The organism is Thalassospira mesophila, assembly GCF_002115755.1.
In the GTDB taxonomy this organism is placed as follows: Bacteria; Pseudomonadota; Alphaproteobacteria; order Rhodospirillales; family Thalassospiraceae; genus Thalassospira; species Thalassospira mesophila.
This window is the reverse complement of record NZ_JFKA01000001.1, coordinates 720,612-737,692: the sequence shown is the minus strand read 5'-3', so window position 1 is coordinate 737,692 and position 17,081 is coordinate 720,612. Positions and strand designations below refer to the sequence as shown.

Below are 17,081 nucleotides of genomic sequence, written 5' to 3'. Positions count from 1 at the left end.
GGTTAAAATCGCGGTATATCGGGGAATTTGTTAGCGACAGAGCGCGCATGCAGGGTTTTTAGCTCTCCACAGCCATGCAACACCGGAAAAACCTTGCCGGGGTTTAACAACTGGTCTTCGTCAAAGGCCAGTTTTAACCGTTCCTGATGTTTCATGTCGTCTTCGCTAAACATTTCCGGCATCAGGTCGCGTTTTTCAATGCCAATGCCATGTTCGCCTGACAGGCACCCGCCGACCTCGACACACAGCTTTAAAATATCGGCGCCAAAGGCCTCGGCCCGCTCAAGTTCGCCGGGCTGGTTGGCATCAAACATGATCAGCGGGTGCAAATTGCCATCGCCAGCATGAAACACATTGGCGACCCGAAGGCCGTGGCGTTGCGAAAACACCTGCATCCCGGTCAGCACATCGGACAAGCGCCCGCGCGGAATGGTGCCATCCATACAAATATAGTCGGGCGACATGCGGCCAATGGCGGGAAAGGCGTTTTTGCGGCCCGACCAGAACAGGGCGCGTTCTTCTTCGGTTTCGGAAATGCGCGAATAAACCGCCCCGCATTGGTGGGCAATATCGCCAACCCGTTCAATTAAATGGTCCACCTCAATCGCCGGGCCATCAAGTTCGACCAGCAACAAAGATTCAACATCTAGCGGGTAACCGGCATGGACAAAATCCTCGGTCGCGCGAATGGCGGGCGCGTCCATCATTTCCAACCCGCCGGGGATAATGCCATTAGCAATAATTTTGGCCACACAATCGCCGCCTGCCTGATTATCGGGAAAACCCAGCAACATGGCGCGGGCGGTTTCGGGTTTGCGCAAAATCCGCACCGTTATTTCGGTAACAATCCCCAAAAGCCCTTCGGACCCGGTGATAATGCCCATCAGGTCGTAACCGGCACTATCAAGGGCCTTGCCGCCGATGCGCAAGATATCGCCTTCGATGGTGACCATTTCCAGGCCCAGCACATTGTTGGTGGTCAGGCCATATTTAAGGCAATGCACCCCGCCGGAATTTTCGGCGATGTTACCGCCAATTGAACAGGCGATCTGGCTGGACGGGTCCGGTGCATAATAAAAATCGCGATGTTCGACCGCACGGGTAATGCCCAGATTTGTCACACCGGGCTGCACCACACACGCGCGATTGTCCCAGTCGATATCGAGCACGCGGTTAAATTTCATCATGCTGATGGTAATGGCATCGGCCATGGGCAGGGCCCCGCCCGAAAGGCCGGTGCCCGCCCCGCGCGGCACCACGCGGATTTTGTTTTGGTGGCAATATTTTAAAATCGCGGCAATTTGCGCGGTATTTTCGGGCAACACCACAATCATCGGCAATTGGCGATAGGCCATAAGCCCGTCGCATTCATAAGGCCTGAGCGCATCTTCCTCGGCAATGACCGCACCCGATGCGGGCACTATGGCCCGCATCGCTGCGATGATGTCCGTGCGCCGGGCAAGAACAGAGCTGTCCGGCTCAGGCATTTTTAACATCAGATTACTCCGTCAGTTCTACCAGCAAATCCTTGCTGTCTACCTGGGTGCCTGCCGGGGCGTGGATTTTGGCCACCGTCCCGTCTTTTTCCGCATGCACCGCTGTTTCCATTTTCATCGCTTCAAGCGCGCAAATTACATCGCCCGCCTTGATTTTCTGGCCTTCAACCACCGAAACCTCAACCACAAGGCCCGGCATCGGGGCGGCCACATGCATCGGGTTGCCATCTTCGGCCTTGGGCCGCGATTTGCGCGAAACTGCCAGCTTGTTATCGGCAACCTTTACGGTGCGGGGCTGGCCGTTCAGTTCGAAAAACACTGTGCGCTGGCCTTCGTCATCGCCAAATTCCGACGTTGCGAGATAGCGAATAACCAGGGTTTTGCCCTTTTCGATATCCACCGAAATTTCCTCGCCCTGGCCCATGCCATAGAAAAAGACCGGGGTTGGCAAAATTGAAACATCGGCATTGTGGCTGCGATGTTCGGCATATTCCAGAAACACCTTGGGATACATCACATAGGATGCGACCTCGGCATCGCTGGTATTGCGATGGGTTTTCTTTTCGATCTCGGCCTTGGTGGCGGCAAAATCAATCGGCTTCATATGCTTGCCGGGACGATCGCTTAACGCTTCGCCGCCTTTAAGCACCTTGCGCTGCAAGGCTGGCGGGAACCCACCCACCGGCTGGCCAATTTCACCGCGGAAGAACGAAATCACACTGTCGGGAAAGGCAATGTCCTTTTTCGGGTCCAGCACATCTTGCTCGGTTAAGCCCGATGTCACCATCATCAGGGCCATATCGCCCACCACCTTGGAACTCGGCGTTACTTTGACGATATCGCCGAACATTTTATTAACCTGGGCATAAGCCTTGGAGACTTCGGGCCAGCGTTCCTCCAGCCCGACGGCGCGGGCCTGATGGCGTAAATTGGTATATTGGCCGCCCGGCATTTCGTGAACATAAACGTCCGACGTGCCACTGCGAATGTCGCTTTCAAAGCCGGTGTAATAACGCCGCACCTGTTCCCAGTATGTCGAAACTTCGCGCAGGGCTTCGGGGTCCAGCCCCGGGTCGCGTTCCATGCCGCGATAAGCCTGTGCGATGGAGCCAAGGTTGGGCTGGGATGTTAACCCCGACATTGAATCAAGCGCGCCATCCACCGCATCCACCCCGGCATCAATCGCTGCCATTACGGTGGCGGCTGAAATGCCGCTGGTATCGTGGGTATGGAAATGGATCGGAATATTGACCGTGTCTTTTAACGCCTTAAACAGGGTGTTTGCCGCCGCCGGGCGCAACAAACCGGCCATGTCTTTCAGACCCAGAATATGCGCGCCGGATTTTTCCAGCTCGCGGGCCATTTCAACATAATAATCCAGGTTATATTTCGACCGGTCCTTGTCGAAAATATCGCCGGTATAACAAATCGCCCCTTCGCACAGCTTGCCGGTACGCAGGACGGAATCCATTGCCACCTTCATATTTTCAACCCAGTTAAGGGAATCGAACACCCGAAACAGGTCCATGCCATGTTCGGCGGCTTGCTTAACAAAATAATCCACCGCGTTATCGGGATAGTTGGTGTAACCCACCGCGTTTGACGCACGCAGCAACATCTGGGTCAGAATATTGGGCACTGCTTCGCGCAGTTTCACCAGCCGGTCCCACGGGTCTTCTTTCAAAAACCGCATCGCGACGTCAAACGTGGCCCCGCCCCAGCATTCGACCGAAAACAGGTCCGACAGGCCGTGCGCATAATAAGGTGCCACCTGCAACATATCAAAGGTACGCATCCGGGTTGCGATCAGCGACTGATGGGCATCGCGCATGGTGGTGTCGGTCATCAATATGCGCTTTTGGTCTTTCATCCAGCGCGAAAAACCTTCTGGTCCCAACTGGTCCAGTTTTTGTTTGGTGCCGGGACGTATTTCCTTGAGGTCAATCGATTTTGGCATGACCGGCGGGTTAAAATTGGCCGGTTCGGCCCGGCCCGCAACCTCGGGGTTGCCATTTACACTTACCTCGCCAATGAAACGCAGCAAACGCGTGGCACGGTCGCGGCGGCGGGCAAATTTAAACAGCTCCGGCGTTTCGTCGATAAAGCGGGTGGTATATTCCCCGGCGCGGAATTTGGGATGGTTTATCAGGTTTTCAAGGAAAGCCAGATTGGTGGTGACCCCGCGAATACGAAATTCACGCAGCGCCCGATCCATGCGGTCCACCGCTTCACGCGGGGAACTGCCCCAGGCGGTGACCTTTTCCAGCATCGAGTCGTAAAACGGGGTAATCACCGCCCCGGAATAGGCGGTGCCGCCATCAAGGCGAATGCCAAAACCGTTGGCCCCGCGATAAACCTTGATCCGTCCATAATCGGGAACAAAGTTGTTTTCGGGGTTTTCGGTGGTAATGCGGCATTGCAGGGCATGGTCGCGCAGCTTGATTTTTTCCTGCCGCGGAATGCCTGTTTCGGATGGAAAACCAATGCGCCCGCCCTGCGCAATCAGGATTTGCGCCTTGACCAGATCCAGCCCGGTCACGCATTCGGTCACCGTATGTTCAACCTGAATGCGGGGATTGACCTCGATAAAGTAAAATTTGGATGTATCAACATCCATCAAAAACTCGACTGTACCCGCATTAACGTAATTTGCTGCCTTGCCCAACCGCAGGGCCGCTTCGCAAAGCTCGCTGCGCTGGTCTTCGTCCAGATAAGGGGCGGGGGCGCGTTCAACCACTTTCTGGTTGCGGCGCTGCACCGAACAATCACGTTCGAACAAATGCACCAGTGTGCCGTGGGTGTCGCCCAGTATCTGGACTTCAACATGACGCGCCCGGCGGATCAGTTTTTCAAAATAAATTTCACCATTGCCAAAGGCGGCCTCGGCTTCGCGTTTGGCGGCAACCACCTGTTTGGCCAGGTCCTTGCCATTTTCGATCACCCGCATGCCACGGCCACCGCCGCCCCAGCTTGCCTTCAGCATAATCGGAAAACCGACCTGCCGGGCAATTTTGGCAACTTCGTCCATGTCATCGGGCAAGGCGGCCGATGCGGGCATAACCGGCACCCCGGCCGCCTCGGCCATGTTACGCGCCGAAACCTTGTTGCCCAGCGACCGCATCACATCGGAATCGGGGCCGATAAAGGTGATGCCGGCATCGGCACAGGCATCGGCAAAATCGGGGTTTTCGGATAAAAAGCCATAACCGGGATGAATGGCATCAACCCCGGCATCACGCGCGACGCGCAAGATATCCTCGATATCAAGATAGGCGCGAATGGGCTTGTTACCCTTGCCAACCCCGTAGGATTCATCGGCCTTGAACCGATGCAGGGCAAAACGGTCTTCATCAGAAAAAATCGCGACTGTGCGAATGCCAAGCTCGTTGGCAGCACGTAAAACGCGAATCGCGATTTCACCGCGATTGGCAACCAGAAGTTTACGGATTTTCTTGGGCGCTGGACGTGACATTTACGACCGGACTCCTACCAGATATGAATGGCAAAAGCGGCCCTGAACGCCCCTGCCAAAAGCCAAGAGAAACGCCACAATACGGTCCTGTATCGTGTTGCGGTGCGGAAAACCGGCAACACCGTATCCTGTGTGGCGAATGCAGATATGGATACGCGTTAAACGCGCATGACATACCCGAAGTTCCTGGCGCCCGGTGGGCAGGCGACGCTTTTGATATAGGCTCAATGCCCGGCCCCTGTCAAAACAGTTATTTCAACTGGTAATACCAATTTCAACCAAAGCTCGCTACAATCTTTCCACGATGTGAAAACAACTTTCTTCCAAAACTGGCAAATATACGATCATTCCGTTACGTTTTTTGACGATCAAACGCAGACAGTCGCTTGTTTTATGTTATTGTCGGCCCGCTTTTGGGGAGCCAACCCTTTTCGTTAAGTTAAAGACCACCGGACCATGCCCAAACTGAATTTGCGCCTGAAATTTCTATTGCTGTCGATATTGCCGCTTCTGCTGGCTGCAAGCGCGATTTCCGGGCTGGTTTTTGCCCAGGCGGAACGGCTGGCAAAGGCGGAAACGCGCACCTTTGAGCAAAACATTGTCGAAGCCCGCAAGGACGAGCTGAAAAGCTATCTTCAACTGGCGATGGCGTCGATCAACCATATCTATTCGGTGGCAAGTCCGCTTGATGCGGTCTCAAAAGAACGGGTCAAGGCGATCATTAATGATTTGTCCTATGGCAAGGATGGATATTTTTTCATTTATGACAGCGATGGCACCGCTCTGGTTGATCCGCCTGAACCGTGGCGCGTGGGCAAAACATACTGGAACCTGCGCGATCTGAACGGTAACTCGGTTATTCAGGCATTGATCAAAAATGCCCAGGATGGCGGCGGTTTTTTACGTTTTATCTGGGACAAGCCCTCGACCGGGGAACCCGCCGAAAAAATCGGCTATTCGCTGATGCTTGATAAATGGGGCTGGATGATCGGCACCGGGATTTACATTGATGATATTTCCCAGCAGGTGACCGAAATTGAAACCGAGGTTGCCGCCCACATTCGCGAAACCACCATTTCCATCATTGGTATTACCGTGCTGGCGGTATTGCTGGTGGGTATTTCGGGCACGGTTGTCACCCTTTCGGAACGCAAGCTGGCCGATTCCAAGCTAAAGGAACTGGCCCACCGGGTGGTCGATGTGCAGGAAGAAGAACGCCTGCGGGTATCGCGCGAATTGCATGATGGCATAAGCCAGATTCTGGTATCGGTGAAATATTCCGTTGAACTGGCCAGCGACCGAATGCGGCAAAATATGACAGATGCCGCCATTCCGATTGAAAAAGCCGCCAAACGGTTACAGGATGCGATACAGGAAGTGCGGCGTATTTCGCGCGACCTGCGCCCTGCCGTGCTTGATGATCTGGGCCTTAAACCCGCCATCGAAAGCATGTGCGCCGAATTACAGGACCGGTCGGGCATTCAGATTGCGGTAAAATGTGACCCGATTGAAAATGCCCTGACGCCGGCCAAGAAAACTACGCTTTATCGCGTATTACAAGAAAGCCTGACCAACATTGAACGCCACGCCGATGCCACCCATGTCAGCGTGCGCATTCGCCGCGACGGGGCCAGTGTGGTGATGACAGTTGCCGATAATGGCGTAGGATTTGAGACCAAAAGCTATATTCGCAACCGCGACCCGCGCGCCGGGATCGGGTTGCGCAATATGCGTGAACGTATGGAGTTTCATGGCGGCGGGTTAAGCGTGACATCCGAACGCGATGACGGCACCACCATTACCGCCTATGTGCCCGTTACACCGGGCACACCGCCCCTGCCACCGGCGTTAAAAGCATGATAGCGGACATGCGATATCTTCGCGCTGTGCCACCAGCCCTTTGCGCCCCGCTTCGCCATTTCCCGGCGGCTTTTGCTCCACAAAGCTGCCAGATCATACCGACAGGGATCGACGACAAACATGACAAGTGACGCTATTGTTTTTTCTTCGGATCGCCCGATCCGTATCCTGCTGTGCGATGATCATGCCCTTGTGATGGATGGCATTCGGTCTCGGCTGGAATGTTATGCCCATATTGCCATTGTGGGCGAGGCCTCCAACGGGCAACAAGCGCTTGATCTGGCCGGAGAATTAAAACCCGACATTGTGTTGATGGACATTTCGATGCCGGTGATGAACGGCCTTGAAGCGGCAGAAAAATTCCGCGAAACCCTGCCCGACATCAAGGTGATCATGCTTAGCATGCATGAAAACCCGGAATATTTGCGCACGGCCAAACAGGCGGGCGTGCGCGGTTTTATCCTCAAAGACGTGTCATCGAACGACATGGTGCGCGCCCTTGAAGCCATTGCCAGTGGCGGCGAGGCCTATAGCCCGTCATTCGATAAAATCGACACCAGCGAAAATTCAAGCGATGACGGCATGCCGCTTACCACGCGTGAACGCACGGTATTGCGCCTTTTGGCGCGCGGGGCCAGCAACAAGCATGTCGCACGCGAGCTTGATATCAGCGTGCGAACGGTTGAAACCCACCGCCGCAATATCAAACGCAAACTGGGCATCGACAGTTCGGCCGGTCTGGTGCGCTATGCCATTGAAAAAGGGCTGGTCACGCTCGACAGTGCCGCCGGGTAATGTGACAATCGGTCTTTGTGCATAACCCGTGCGCGATGAAACAGTTTTTAAAAACGGGCAATTGAATTTGTTTTTTCTAATGCTAAATTATACAGCAGATTGTAGTAATTCGAATTCAAGCCTTATGAAGCTGTGGGACCGAGCCTGAAACCCGATCTTCATAAAAGGGGGTGTCTGTGTCATTAACCGCGTTTACCAAACCCAAACCTGACATGGTGCGGTGCAAAAATTGCGGCGTGCGTCAACTTGCCTTGTTTACAGACATGACCGACGATGATTTCAAACTGGTCCATCAACCGGTTGATGAAATTAAACTGGCCAAGGGCAAGGTGTTATATCACACTGGCGATCGAGCCAATTGCCTCTATACCCTGCGTTCCGGCCTGATAAAAATGACGCATTATCTGGTTGATGGCTCGCAACGGGTCGTGCGCCTGGTGCGGCCGGGCGGCACCATGGGCCTTGAAGCCCTGGTTTCGGGTAGTTTTGCCCACAATGCCGAGGCCCTGCAAGACAGCGTTTTATGCCGTATTCCGGTGTCGGTGGTTGAAACGCTGGACCGTGAAAGCCCGCGTTTGCACAAACAGATTCTAACCCGCTGGCATCAGACCGTGATGGATGCCGATTACTGGTTAACCCAGATGTGTACCGGTTCGGCCCGCGAACGGGTCGCCCGCCTGTGCCTGTTTTTGGCCGATGATGATAGCGACATGGTGGCGTGCCATTTGCCGGGCCGCGAAGACATTGGCGCCATGCTGGGCATTACCACCGAAACCGCCAGCCGGGTTATTGCCGATTTTCGCCGTCAGGGCTTGCTGACCACCCATTCCCGGCGCGAATTTTCCATGAATGTCGACAGCATGCGTTTGCTCGCCGGGATCGAGGATTGCGCGGCCTGACAACCCGGTTTTCGATGTGTTTGGACACCCTTTCCCTTCCTGCCGTGCCCGGTCCCACTAAAGTATGTTTCTTTTAATAAGATCCATGCTTTAGCGCCGCATCGCGGCGGGCAAGGTGGTTTGAAAGGCCGAATTGGGGCCACAGGCATGGGATAACCGGTCATATTCGGTGGCGGTATCGATCTTGCCATGATCACGCTGGCGGTTGCGGTCTATTTTTGCCAGCAGGGATTTAAAATCGCGCCCGTATTTGGACAACAGGTTTTGAATGCGCGGTGCCGCAATGCGGGCTGGCAAGGGCTGCATTTGCGAAAAATCATTGGTGACCTGTTCGATAAACTTTGGCAAAGCGTCGCGAATATCAAGTTCCATATGCTGATTAATCGCCACATGCTGGCCTTCGTGGGCATACACCACGTTATATTCGCAACTCCCCCTTGGCAATTCGCTGGCAATGTAAACCAGATGTTCGCTGACCGTGACGGTGGGATGAATGCGGGCAGGCAATAAACAATAACGCCCGTCGCCCAGGGCAACCGGTTCGATCCGCATTTCAAACTTTGCCTGCATGGCATAACTGGTAAGCCCGGTAACAAACCAGGCAGGGTTATGCGATGCCGCCTTGCGATTAAGCCACTTAACCGAGCGGTTTCGGTCCAGCTGCGGGGATTTGGGGATAAAATCGAACGTTATTTCCGGCGGCGCAATGGCGGGGCAAACCGCCGCCTGCGCGCGGTTTGCAGGCAGGGCGCCACTGATCGCCAGCAGGCCTATCACGGCAAGAAAAACCGATAAGACACGGGGAATATGGCGACAAAACCCTGCCCAAAAACCCGGCCGACGGGCGACAGCGCGCCCGCTGTTTTCGCTGATATTTCGACAATACGCATAATCCGCATTACTGCGGCAAAACCCGTAACATAGTGGCAAAACCGGCACAAAACCCCCGTCAGATTAAACCTGCCCCACCTATATGCGACGGCAACGGGGTTTATATGGGACCATAGCCCGAATATGTAAGGCATATAAGGTACAATGCCCGCACAAAAACAGGCAGACCGCGGAATCTGTATCTAAAGCATGTTTCTTTTAATAAGATCCATTTTGCCGATGCAGTCTACCGCCTGGCAAGGAGAAGTCCGCAGAGCGTAATGGGTTTACGGACAAGGATTTCGACGCGGCCAGGCGGTAGACTGCACCGGCCCGCTGGGTTTGTTTTTGGCGGTGTTTGGCGGCGTTACACCGCTCGCCCGATGCGCCGCATCGTGCAGCGCGCTGTGCCTTGCCAAACGACACGCCAAAAACAAACAAAATGGGTCTTATTAAAAGAAATATGCTTTAGCCCGGCGAGACACCAGAGGGGCTTAGGGCAATTTACAACGTTTCGTGCAACCAGCGCCGCAGCACGGCCACCGCCCGGTCCGGTTCGCGATCGACCAGCGCACTGGCACGGTGCATCAGGTTTTGTGCAATCCGCCCATCAATACCGTCTAATGCCAGTGTCACATCATTTTGCGCCACATTGCCCGCACCGTTTGCATTTGGCGGTGAAATCGGGCCGCCAGCCCCCTGATGGTGCGTTAATTGTGGCGCACGACCAGGCAACTGGCGCGGCAAGGGCGGCGCAGGTTTGCTTGCCATTGGCATGGCGGGTAAGTCGGTGTCTTTTCGATCCATGCCAAAGTGTTGTACCGATAAGGGTGCCAGACAAGTTAATTCTTGGCCGCCAAGGCAAGCGGCCATACTTCGCTGCTCGTTATTTTGCCACGCGGGCAGGGAAACACAATGATCCCCCTGCCCTGCCATGTCATCGCAATCCTCCTGGCCTTAATGCACCGTGCGGCGTTTGTTGCTTTTGCTGCAATCACCACAGGCATCGACCAGCTTTTCCATTGCGGCATCGGCTTCGTCATCGTCCAGATCATGGGATTTCATGTTTTTCTGGATTTTGCCGCACAAAGCCGGGCCTTCGGGGAAGGTTTCGTCGGTCCAGAAACATTTGGACGGGTCGAAATAGCCAATCTCGTCGAGGAACGAAACACCGTAATAATAAGCCGCACCGACGGAATTATAGAAGCTGTCATCATCAATAAAGCCCCCGTCCTGCGTCATCGACACATTCAGGCACCAGTCAAGCAGGGTCGAGAGATCTTCGCTGGCTTGTTGATGGGTGGCATCATCGACACTGGACCAGCCTTCGGCAAAAATTTTGGCGACATCGTAATTATTGTGGTTGTTGAAATCGCCATTATGCTTCCACCCATACGGATATGTGCCATCGCGCAGCGATAATGTGGTGGCAAAGACTTCGGGCCAATAGGCAACCTTGCCATGCTGATAGGAAATATTGTGGAAGCTGAGGCTAAGGTCGGTGGTTTTCACAAGCGAACCGTCTTCCTGCTCGAACCACGCGCCCCAATAGCCGGTTTCCGGGTCCTGCCATTCGTCAAGCCACGCTTTATAGGCGGCGATATAATCGTCGCCAAGATCGAAGCCTTTGACATATTGCCGAAAATAATCGCGGATTTCGCTTTTAAAGCACATTTCCGACAATACGGCGGTCACAGCCCCCAGGGCATCACGGCGGTCAATGCCGTCGGCCAGGATTTTTGACGTGCGATGGTCGTTCAACCAGGCTTTCATGCCATCGATGGTGGCAATCGGTGCCAGAAAATCAAACGGATATTGCGGGGCTTCACCCTGATCGGCAAGTTCGTTGACCGCATCAATCATGGCATCAACTTTTAGAAACCACTGGCTGTAACACGGCCCCCACGAGCCATCGACCGATGATTGCACTTCGGCCCACTCCTGATTGGTGTCTTTAAGCGACTCGGAAAGAAGGGCAACCGCAGCTTGCAGGGCATTCCAGTCCGCCGTGTATTGCAAAAGCCATTTGCACTCTATCATCCTTTGGTCTGATGCCGCCATGCTATGCCCCTGTTCCTGAAGGGCAGAAAGGCGGTCTTCCAACGGAGACATGCGGCTGGCAAATTTTTTCTGTTGTGAAATATAATTTGTGTCAAATGCGCAAAATTGCTTATTTATCATACCATTGTAATCTATCATCTATACATATCCCATACTGACGATACCTTTTCAGCATCGTGAACAAAACAAATGAGGGTGCCCGCACCGGTGGCGGACCGGATATTTTTTTTCCCGATTACAATCAAATAAATGCCATCAAAACTTTACCTGTGAGTGTTTTTTCTTTACTCACCACTTATGGATAGTCGTACCGATACCAATATCTTTCGTTGATAGAAAAGCATAAATCAGTGGAGCCCTGTGTGCGCCGGAATATTTTCCAGACCTGCACCCTGTTCAAGGCAGTCGTCATTGCTTCGGCAATTTTCGCGTCCAACGCCTATGGCGCCGAGTTTGGACAGGCTCCCATATTTGATTCAGACGTCAATAGCCACCAATTACCGCCGGTAGAGGACCGATTACCCCGGACCCCCATGATTGTTTCGCCCGTCGACAATCTGGGAAACTACGGCGGCACCTGGCATATGGCACAGATGGCCGAACGCGATTATGCCCTGTTTATTCGTACCATCGGCTATGAACCGCTGCTGCGCTGGACCCCGCAATGGACCGGCACCGTGCCCAATGTCGCCCTATCCTTTCAGACCAATGGAACCGCCACCGATTTCACCTTTCGTCTGCGCCCTGGCATGCGCTGGTCTGATGGTGAACCGTTCAGTGCCGACGATATTTTGTTCTGGTACCAGGATATATTAAACAACCCGGACCTGACCACAACCGTTCCGGACTGGCTTACCTGTGCCAATCAACCTGTCGAGGTTGAAAAAGTCGACGATTATACGGTTATCTTCCATTTTGCGGCCCCTTATGGCCTGTTTTCAACGTTTCTGGCCCAACCCGAAGGGGTCGAACCGGTTTCCTACCCGGCGCATTATTTGAAAAAATTTCTGCCCAAATATAACCCTGCGGCCCAGACAGACGCAAAAAAGCTGGGCTATGCCAGCTGGCAGGACCGCTTTGTTGCAGTTTTTGGCCAGCCCGGCACCATCGATGACCCGACGCGCTGGCAACATCCCGAGGTGCCGACCCTCAATGCGTGGATCCTGACCGGGGTTTATGGCAAACAGGACCCGTTGATTGCAAAACGTAATCCGTATTACTGGAAAATCGACCCCACCGGTCGTCAATTACCCTATATCGACAAGGTGTCGTTCAAACTGGTGGCCGATAAACCCGAAGCCGTGAAACTGGCGATGGATGGCGGCATTGATATGCAGGAACGTCACATCAGCAGCAGCACCGACGAAATTCTGGCGCGCCGCAAGGACATGTCGTCTTTCACCCTGATCGAAAGCGACATGAACAAGCTGACCCTGTCGCTGAACCTGAACCATCGCGACCCGGTATTGCGCAGCCTGTTTCAGGACAAAAACTTTCGCATTGGCCTGTCGCACGCCTTTGACCGCGATGCCATTATCGACCAGTTCATTCCCAATGCCCTGCCCCATCAGGCCGCACCACGCCCGGAAAGCCCGCTTTTCCATTCGGTTCTGGCGCGCCAGTTCATCACCTATGACCCCGACCTGGCACTGGATTATTTTGCCAGGGCCGGGTTGACCAGCCGGGACAGCCAGGGGTTTTTGCAGTTGCCCAACGGCAAACGGGTCACGTTTAATATTGATACCGTCGGCACCAGCCGCTTTCAGATGCTTGAAGCTGTAACCGCGTACTGGCGCAAACTGGGCATTAACGTAACCGCGCGCGATGTTGCCCGTGACCAGTTTTATGAGCAGCGCCGCGACGACGACTTTGACGCCACCGCCTGGGGGGGCGATGGCGGCCTTGATGCCATGCTGATTCCAATCAATTATTTACCGATTTCAAAAGATTCATGGTTCGCGCCATCATGGGCAGCATGGTACCTTGACCGGGATAGTGAATCGGCAACGGTGCCCCCGCGAATGGTGCAAACGCAGCTGGCACTTTATGACAAACTGAAATCAACGGCGGAAAGCGCCGAACAAAACGACCTGATGCGGGCGATACTCGACATCAGTGCGGATCAGTTTTACGTTATGGGTGTTGCGCTGCCGCCTAATCGCAAAGGGATCGTGGCTAAAAACTTTAAAAATGTCCCTAAAGTAATACCCGCAGCCTGGAGCTTTGCCACACCGGCACCGACAAATCCGGCGCAGTATTATATTGAGGACAAGTAAACGATAGAAAAGCCGGGGTCGCCCGGATCAGGGCGTAGAGGGTAGCTTGAAAAAACTGTTCGACCGACTGTTTCGCAGTCTGGCGTTCAAGATCGGTTTGGCAATTTTTATTGTGGAAACCATTTTTCTTGGGCTGTTTGGTGGATATTACATCCAGTATTTCGGGGCAGAGATTGACCGTCGCACGGCGGAGCAAATCAGTGCGCCTGGCCGACTGATTCAGGAAGAACAGCTTAAAATCTCGATTATCAGCGACCCTGCCCAGTTGCGCCGCCTGTTAGGCCCCCACGTGATTGATGCCATGGCCATCGGTTTTGACGGCACCATCTATCATTCGATGAACCCGGCCCTGATTGGCACAAACATTGCCGATATCAACAATTTTCCCGCCCGCTGGGTCGGACCGGAAATTGTTGAACCGCAACTTTTTACCGTCAATGACACCAGCGGCCGACAGATGGTCAGTGTCACCCCGCTTTTCAGCCTCAACGCCACCCAGCCTTTCATGTTTGTTTATTTCAAGGTCTCGACAGCGGGCCTTGAAGAAAGCCAGAACCGCATGCAATCGGTGTTGCTGATCGGCTCTGTCATGTGTCTGTTCCTGACATCGGGCCTGATCTTTATGCTGATGCAACAGGCGGTTTTGCGCCGCATGACCAGCATGGCACAATTTGTCAGCGATATTCAGTTTGGTAAAATCGGCGTGCGCTTGCGCCCGGCCAGCCGCGATGAAATCGGCTCGCTTGAGCGCGGCTTGAACGCCATGGCCGAAAGCCTTGAACGGCGCACCAGCCAACACCAGATCGCCCAGGATGCCTTGCGCGACAGCGAAGAACGTTTCCGTGATTTTACCCTGTCCTCGGCCGACTGGTACTGGGAAATGGGCCCGGATTTACGCATTACCTTTGCATCTTATAAATTCTATCAGTTGATCGAGGAATTGCACGGCTCTCCGCAGGGACAGCGGTTTGACACGCTGGGCCTGACCGCACGCGACCACGAAAGCTGGGGCGTGCTGATGAGCCGCCTTGAAAGCCACCTTGCGTTTCAGAATTTCGAATTTTCATGGCAAGGCAAAGACCGCGACGTTCATTTTGGCCGCATCAACGGTGTGCCGGTGTTTGATCTCGATGGTGTTTTCAAGGGCTATCGCGGCACTGGCAGCGATGTCACCGCCCAGCATCAGGCGACCGAAGAACAACACGCCCTGCAACGCCAGCTTGCCACATCGCAAAAGCTTGAAGCGGTTGGCCAGATGGCAGGTGGCGTTGCCCATGAATTTAACAACTGCCTGGCAGGCATCCTCAGCTTTGCCGAAGTTGCCCGAGCCCGCATCGACGACCACGCCCGGGTCGAGGAATATATCGGCCATATCATTTCGCTGGGCGAGCGCGCCACCAGCGTTGCCGACCAGTTATTAATGTTTTCGCGCCGCAAGGTTGAACAGCCGACAATCGTTCAGGTCAATGATGCTGTTCTTGATATGGAAAAGCTGCTGCTAACCTTGCTTGAACACCGGATCGAACTTGATATCTGGACCTGTGAAACCCCGCTTTATACCCGGGTTGACCCCACCCAGCTTTCGGCCTGCATTCTTAATCTGGCCCTTAATGCCCGTGATGCCATGCCAAATGGCGGTAATTTGCAAATCAATTGCGCGCCGGAAACCATCCCGCCCGAAGACCAGCGCGACCCGTCAGATGAAATAATCTATCCCGATTGCGCCCCGGGCGACTATGCGGTGATTACGGTGCAAGATACCGGCACCGGTATTCCTGACGATATTATGGACCATATTTTCGAGCCGTTTTATTCGACCAAGGAACCGGGCAAGGGCACGGGTCTTGGGCTGTCGATTGTCCATAGCTGGGTCGAGGAGGCAAACGGGTGCATTGATGTGCAAACCGTTGAAGGCGAAGGCACCACCTTTTCCGTTTATCTGCCGCGCTGCGAAGCCGGCACGATCACCATCACGCCCAAGGACACCATCAGCTATCATCCGGGCAATGGTGAACGGGTTTTGATTGTCGATGACGAGCCATCACTGCGCACCACCGCAAAAATCATTCTGGAAGATGCCGGATTTGAAGCCATTTGCGCCCAGAATGCTGACGAGGCGCTGAAAATTCTGGCTGCTGCAACCGATGAAACCCGGATTGACGTGATTTTGAGCGATGTCGTCATGAGCGGGCTTAGCGGGCCGCAACTGGGCATCGAAGCCTTGCGCCAGTATCCGCATCTTTGCATTGTCTTCATGTCGGGTTATCCGGCGCGCACCCGTCAGGAAATGGAAAAGATGCTGGGTGAATATATTTTCGTCAAAAAGCCCTTTCGCCCGGCACAATTGCAAAAGGCCATTCACGAGGCGCTGGTACAGCGTGCAGAACGCCGCCGGAACCAATAACCCGGGCCATTGGCGTTCCCACACGTCGCGGCGGCACGTCCACCGTTCCCAGTATCCCACGTCGCTGCGGTGTTGCATTATTGTGCTTAAAGGCCGGGGTTACGGGAGGGGGCGTTCTGTGCAGAAGATCTACGATTTTAACTTTTTAATCATCTTTGTGACGGCCATCACTTCAAATTTCGTTTTAGCTGCTTATATTTGAATAATACGGTGACATTACCCGCAAACGCCCTGTTGAGATTACAGGCGTAAACCGGGCAAGAATGACGAGGTATTTCTATGGTTGGTTCAATTGGTTCGGGCTTGAATGCAGCACAGCAGGCATTGTCGGATAAAGTCACGCCACAGCGTGCCGATGGTGCCCCGTTAAGCACGGCTGGCGCATCGTTTAAAAAAGCCGAAGGACTGATGGAAAGCATTGCCTCCATCGTAACCGATTATCAGCCACTTCAAACCAGCGGCCCGCGTGGCACCCGCGTCAATATCGTTACCTGAATTTTCTCTCCTCCCTCCTTGTTGACTTCGACTGGGACAGCACTCGCGCTGTCCCTTTTCTTTTGCCGGTTTTGATCGCGAAAGCTGTTGCAACACCTTGCAAAATGCCCTTGAACGGCAAATGTGCAACTGAACGGTTCAGGTTTTGGTGAAAACCCTTTAGAATAGCGATCCGATCACAAGGGAAGCATAATGGCACTACCACCACTTGGCAGTTTACGTACCGGTACCGGCGATATTACCGAAGCCCCAGGCCGCAATGGTCCGGGACAAACCAGTGTTGTGCGCAATCGCAAAATATCGCCTGATCGCCCGTCGAGTGAACTTGATATCCTAAGCCAGCTTGCCCGCCTTCGAAACCTGATTGCCGCCGACCAGATCGACCATTCCGCCCGGCGTGGCACCTATCTGGATTTATTGCTGTAAGACGGCAACGGCGATAATTTTGGAGGC

The 17,081-nt window shown here is 54.0% G+C and carries 12 protein-coding genes; 7 read left to right on the top strand and 5 right to left on the bottom strand.

All coding sequences use genetic code 11. The features are described 5' to 3' along the window. Positions 1–2 precede the first annotated feature (2 nt). Together TMES_RS03255 and TMES_RS03250 are read right to left on the bottom strand one after the other, a co-directional pair. Positions 3–1,487, bottom strand: a complete 1,485-nt coding sequence (locus TMES_RS03255; RefSeq protein WP_085579856.1) for an FAD-linked oxidase C-terminal domain-containing protein — start codon at positions 1,485–1,487, stop codon at positions 3–5. A 13-nt stretch (positions 1,488–1,500) separates the two neighbouring features. Beyond that, positions 1,501–4,968, bottom strand: a complete 3,468-nt coding sequence (locus tag TMES_RS03250) for a pyruvate carboxylase (RefSeq protein WP_085579322.1) — start codon at positions 4,966–4,968, stop codon at positions 1,501–1,503. A gap of 456 nt (positions 4,969–5,424) precedes the next feature. On the opposite strand from TMES_RS03250, the gene TMES_RS03245 reads away from it, so the two are divergent. The 3 genes from TMES_RS03245 (at position 5,425) to TMES_RS03235 (ending at position 8,522) form a co-directional block, all read left to right on the top strand. Continuing rightward, positions 5,425–6,828 (top strand): cache domain-containing protein, encoded by a 1,404-nt coding sequence (locus TMES_RS03245; RefSeq protein ID WP_085579320.1) that lies wholly within the window; start codon positions 5,425–5,427, stop codon positions 6,826–6,828. A gap of 120 nt (positions 6,829–6,948) precedes the next feature. Further along, entirely contained in the window at positions 6,949–7,623 is a 675-nt protein-coding gene (locus tag TMES_RS03240) for a response regulator transcription factor (protein ID WP_085579319.1), read from the top strand. 176 nt (positions 7,624–7,799) lie between these two features. Further along, on the top strand, positions 7,800–8,522 hold the full coding sequence (locus TMES_RS03235; RefSeq protein ID WP_245835186.1) for a Crp/Fnr family transcriptional regulator: 723 nt from the start codon (positions 7,800–7,802) through the stop codon (positions 8,520–8,522). A 90-nt stretch (positions 8,523–8,612) separates the two neighbouring features. On the opposite strand, the gene TMES_RS03230 is transcribed toward TMES_RS03235, so the two are convergent. From TMES_RS03230 to TMES_RS03220, 3 genes are all read right to left on the bottom strand, one after another. Next, positions 8,613–9,299 carry a hypothetical protein gene (locus TMES_RS03230; protein WP_143589513.1) on the bottom strand — a complete coding sequence of 229 codons (687 nt, stop codon included), beginning with the start codon at positions 9,297–9,299 and terminating at the stop codon, positions 8,613–8,615. 597 nt (positions 9,300–9,896) lie between these two features. Then, the gene (locus TMES_RS03225; protein ID WP_143589512.1) at positions 9,897–10,199 is read right to left on the bottom strand and encodes a hypothetical protein; all 303 of its coding nucleotides are present in this window, start codon (positions 10,197–10,199) and stop codon (positions 9,897–9,899) included. Positions 10,200–10,349: 150 nt separating this feature from the next. Continuing rightward, positions 10,350–11,453, bottom strand: coding sequence for a hypothetical protein (locus tag TMES_RS03220; RefSeq protein ID WP_245835185.1), 1,104 nt, complete (start codon positions 11,451–11,453; stop codon positions 10,350–10,352). Between the two features lie 533 nt (positions 11,454–11,986). Between TMES_RS03220 and TMES_RS03215 the strand changes: the two genes are divergently transcribed. The 4 genes from TMES_RS03215 (at position 11,987) to TMES_RS03200 (ending at position 17,054) form a co-directional block, all read left to right on the top strand. Further along, positions 11,987–13,729, top strand: coding sequence for an ABC transporter substrate-binding protein (locus TMES_RS03215; RefSeq protein ID WP_245835184.1), 1,743 nt, complete (start codon positions 11,987–11,989; stop codon positions 13,727–13,729). Positions 13,730–13,775: 46 nt separating this feature from the next. Beyond that, positions 13,776–16,133 (top strand): ATP-binding protein, encoded by a 2,358-nt coding sequence (locus TMES_RS03210; protein ID WP_085579311.1) that lies wholly within the window; start codon positions 13,776–13,778, stop codon positions 16,131–16,133. Positions 16,134–16,412: 279 nt separating this feature from the next. After that, the gene (locus TMES_RS03205) at positions 16,413–16,628 is read left to right on the top strand and encodes a hypothetical protein (protein ID WP_085579309.1); all 216 of its coding nucleotides are present in this window, start codon (positions 16,413–16,415) and stop codon (positions 16,626–16,628) included. Between the two features lie 192 nt (positions 16,629–16,820). Then, on the top strand, positions 16,821–17,054 hold the full coding sequence (locus tag TMES_RS03200; protein WP_085579307.1) for a hypothetical protein: 234 nt from the start codon (positions 16,821–16,823) through the stop codon (positions 17,052–17,054). Positions 17,055–17,081: the final 27 nt, after the last annotated feature.

Coding starts and splice junctions, on each gene's coding strand:
- TMES_RS03255 (WP_085579856.1), bottom strand. CDS start 1,487: ATGCCTGAGCCGGACAGCTCTGTTCTTGCCCGGCGCACGGACATCATC.
- TMES_RS03250 (WP_085579322.1), bottom strand. CDS start 4,968: ATGTCACGTCCAGCGCCCAAGAAAATCCGTAAACTTCTGGTTGCCAAT.
- TMES_RS03245 (WP_085579320.1), top strand. CDS start 5,425: ATGCCCAAACTGAATTTGCGCCTGAAATTTCTATTGCTGTCGATATTG.
- TMES_RS03240 (WP_085579319.1), top strand. CDS start 6,949: ATGACAAGTGACGCTATTGTTTTTTCTTCGGATCGCCCGATCCGTATC.
- TMES_RS03225 (WP_143589512.1), bottom strand. CDS start 10,199: ATGGATCGAAAAGACACCGACTTACCCGCCATGCCAATGGCAAGCAAA.
- TMES_RS03220 (WP_245835185.1), bottom strand. CDS start 11,453: ATGGCGGCATCAGACCAAAGGATGATAGAGTGCAAATGGCTTTTGCAA.
- TMES_RS03215 (WP_245835184.1), top strand. CDS start 11,987: ATGATTGTTTCGCCCGTCGACAATCTGGGAAACTACGGCGGCACCTGG.
- TMES_RS03205 (WP_085579309.1), top strand. CDS start 16,413: ATGGTTGGTTCAATTGGTTCGGGCTTGAATGCAGCACAGCAGGCATTG.
- TMES_RS03200 (WP_085579307.1), top strand. CDS start 16,821: ATGGCACTACCACCACTTGGCAGTTTACGTACCGGTACCGGCGATATT.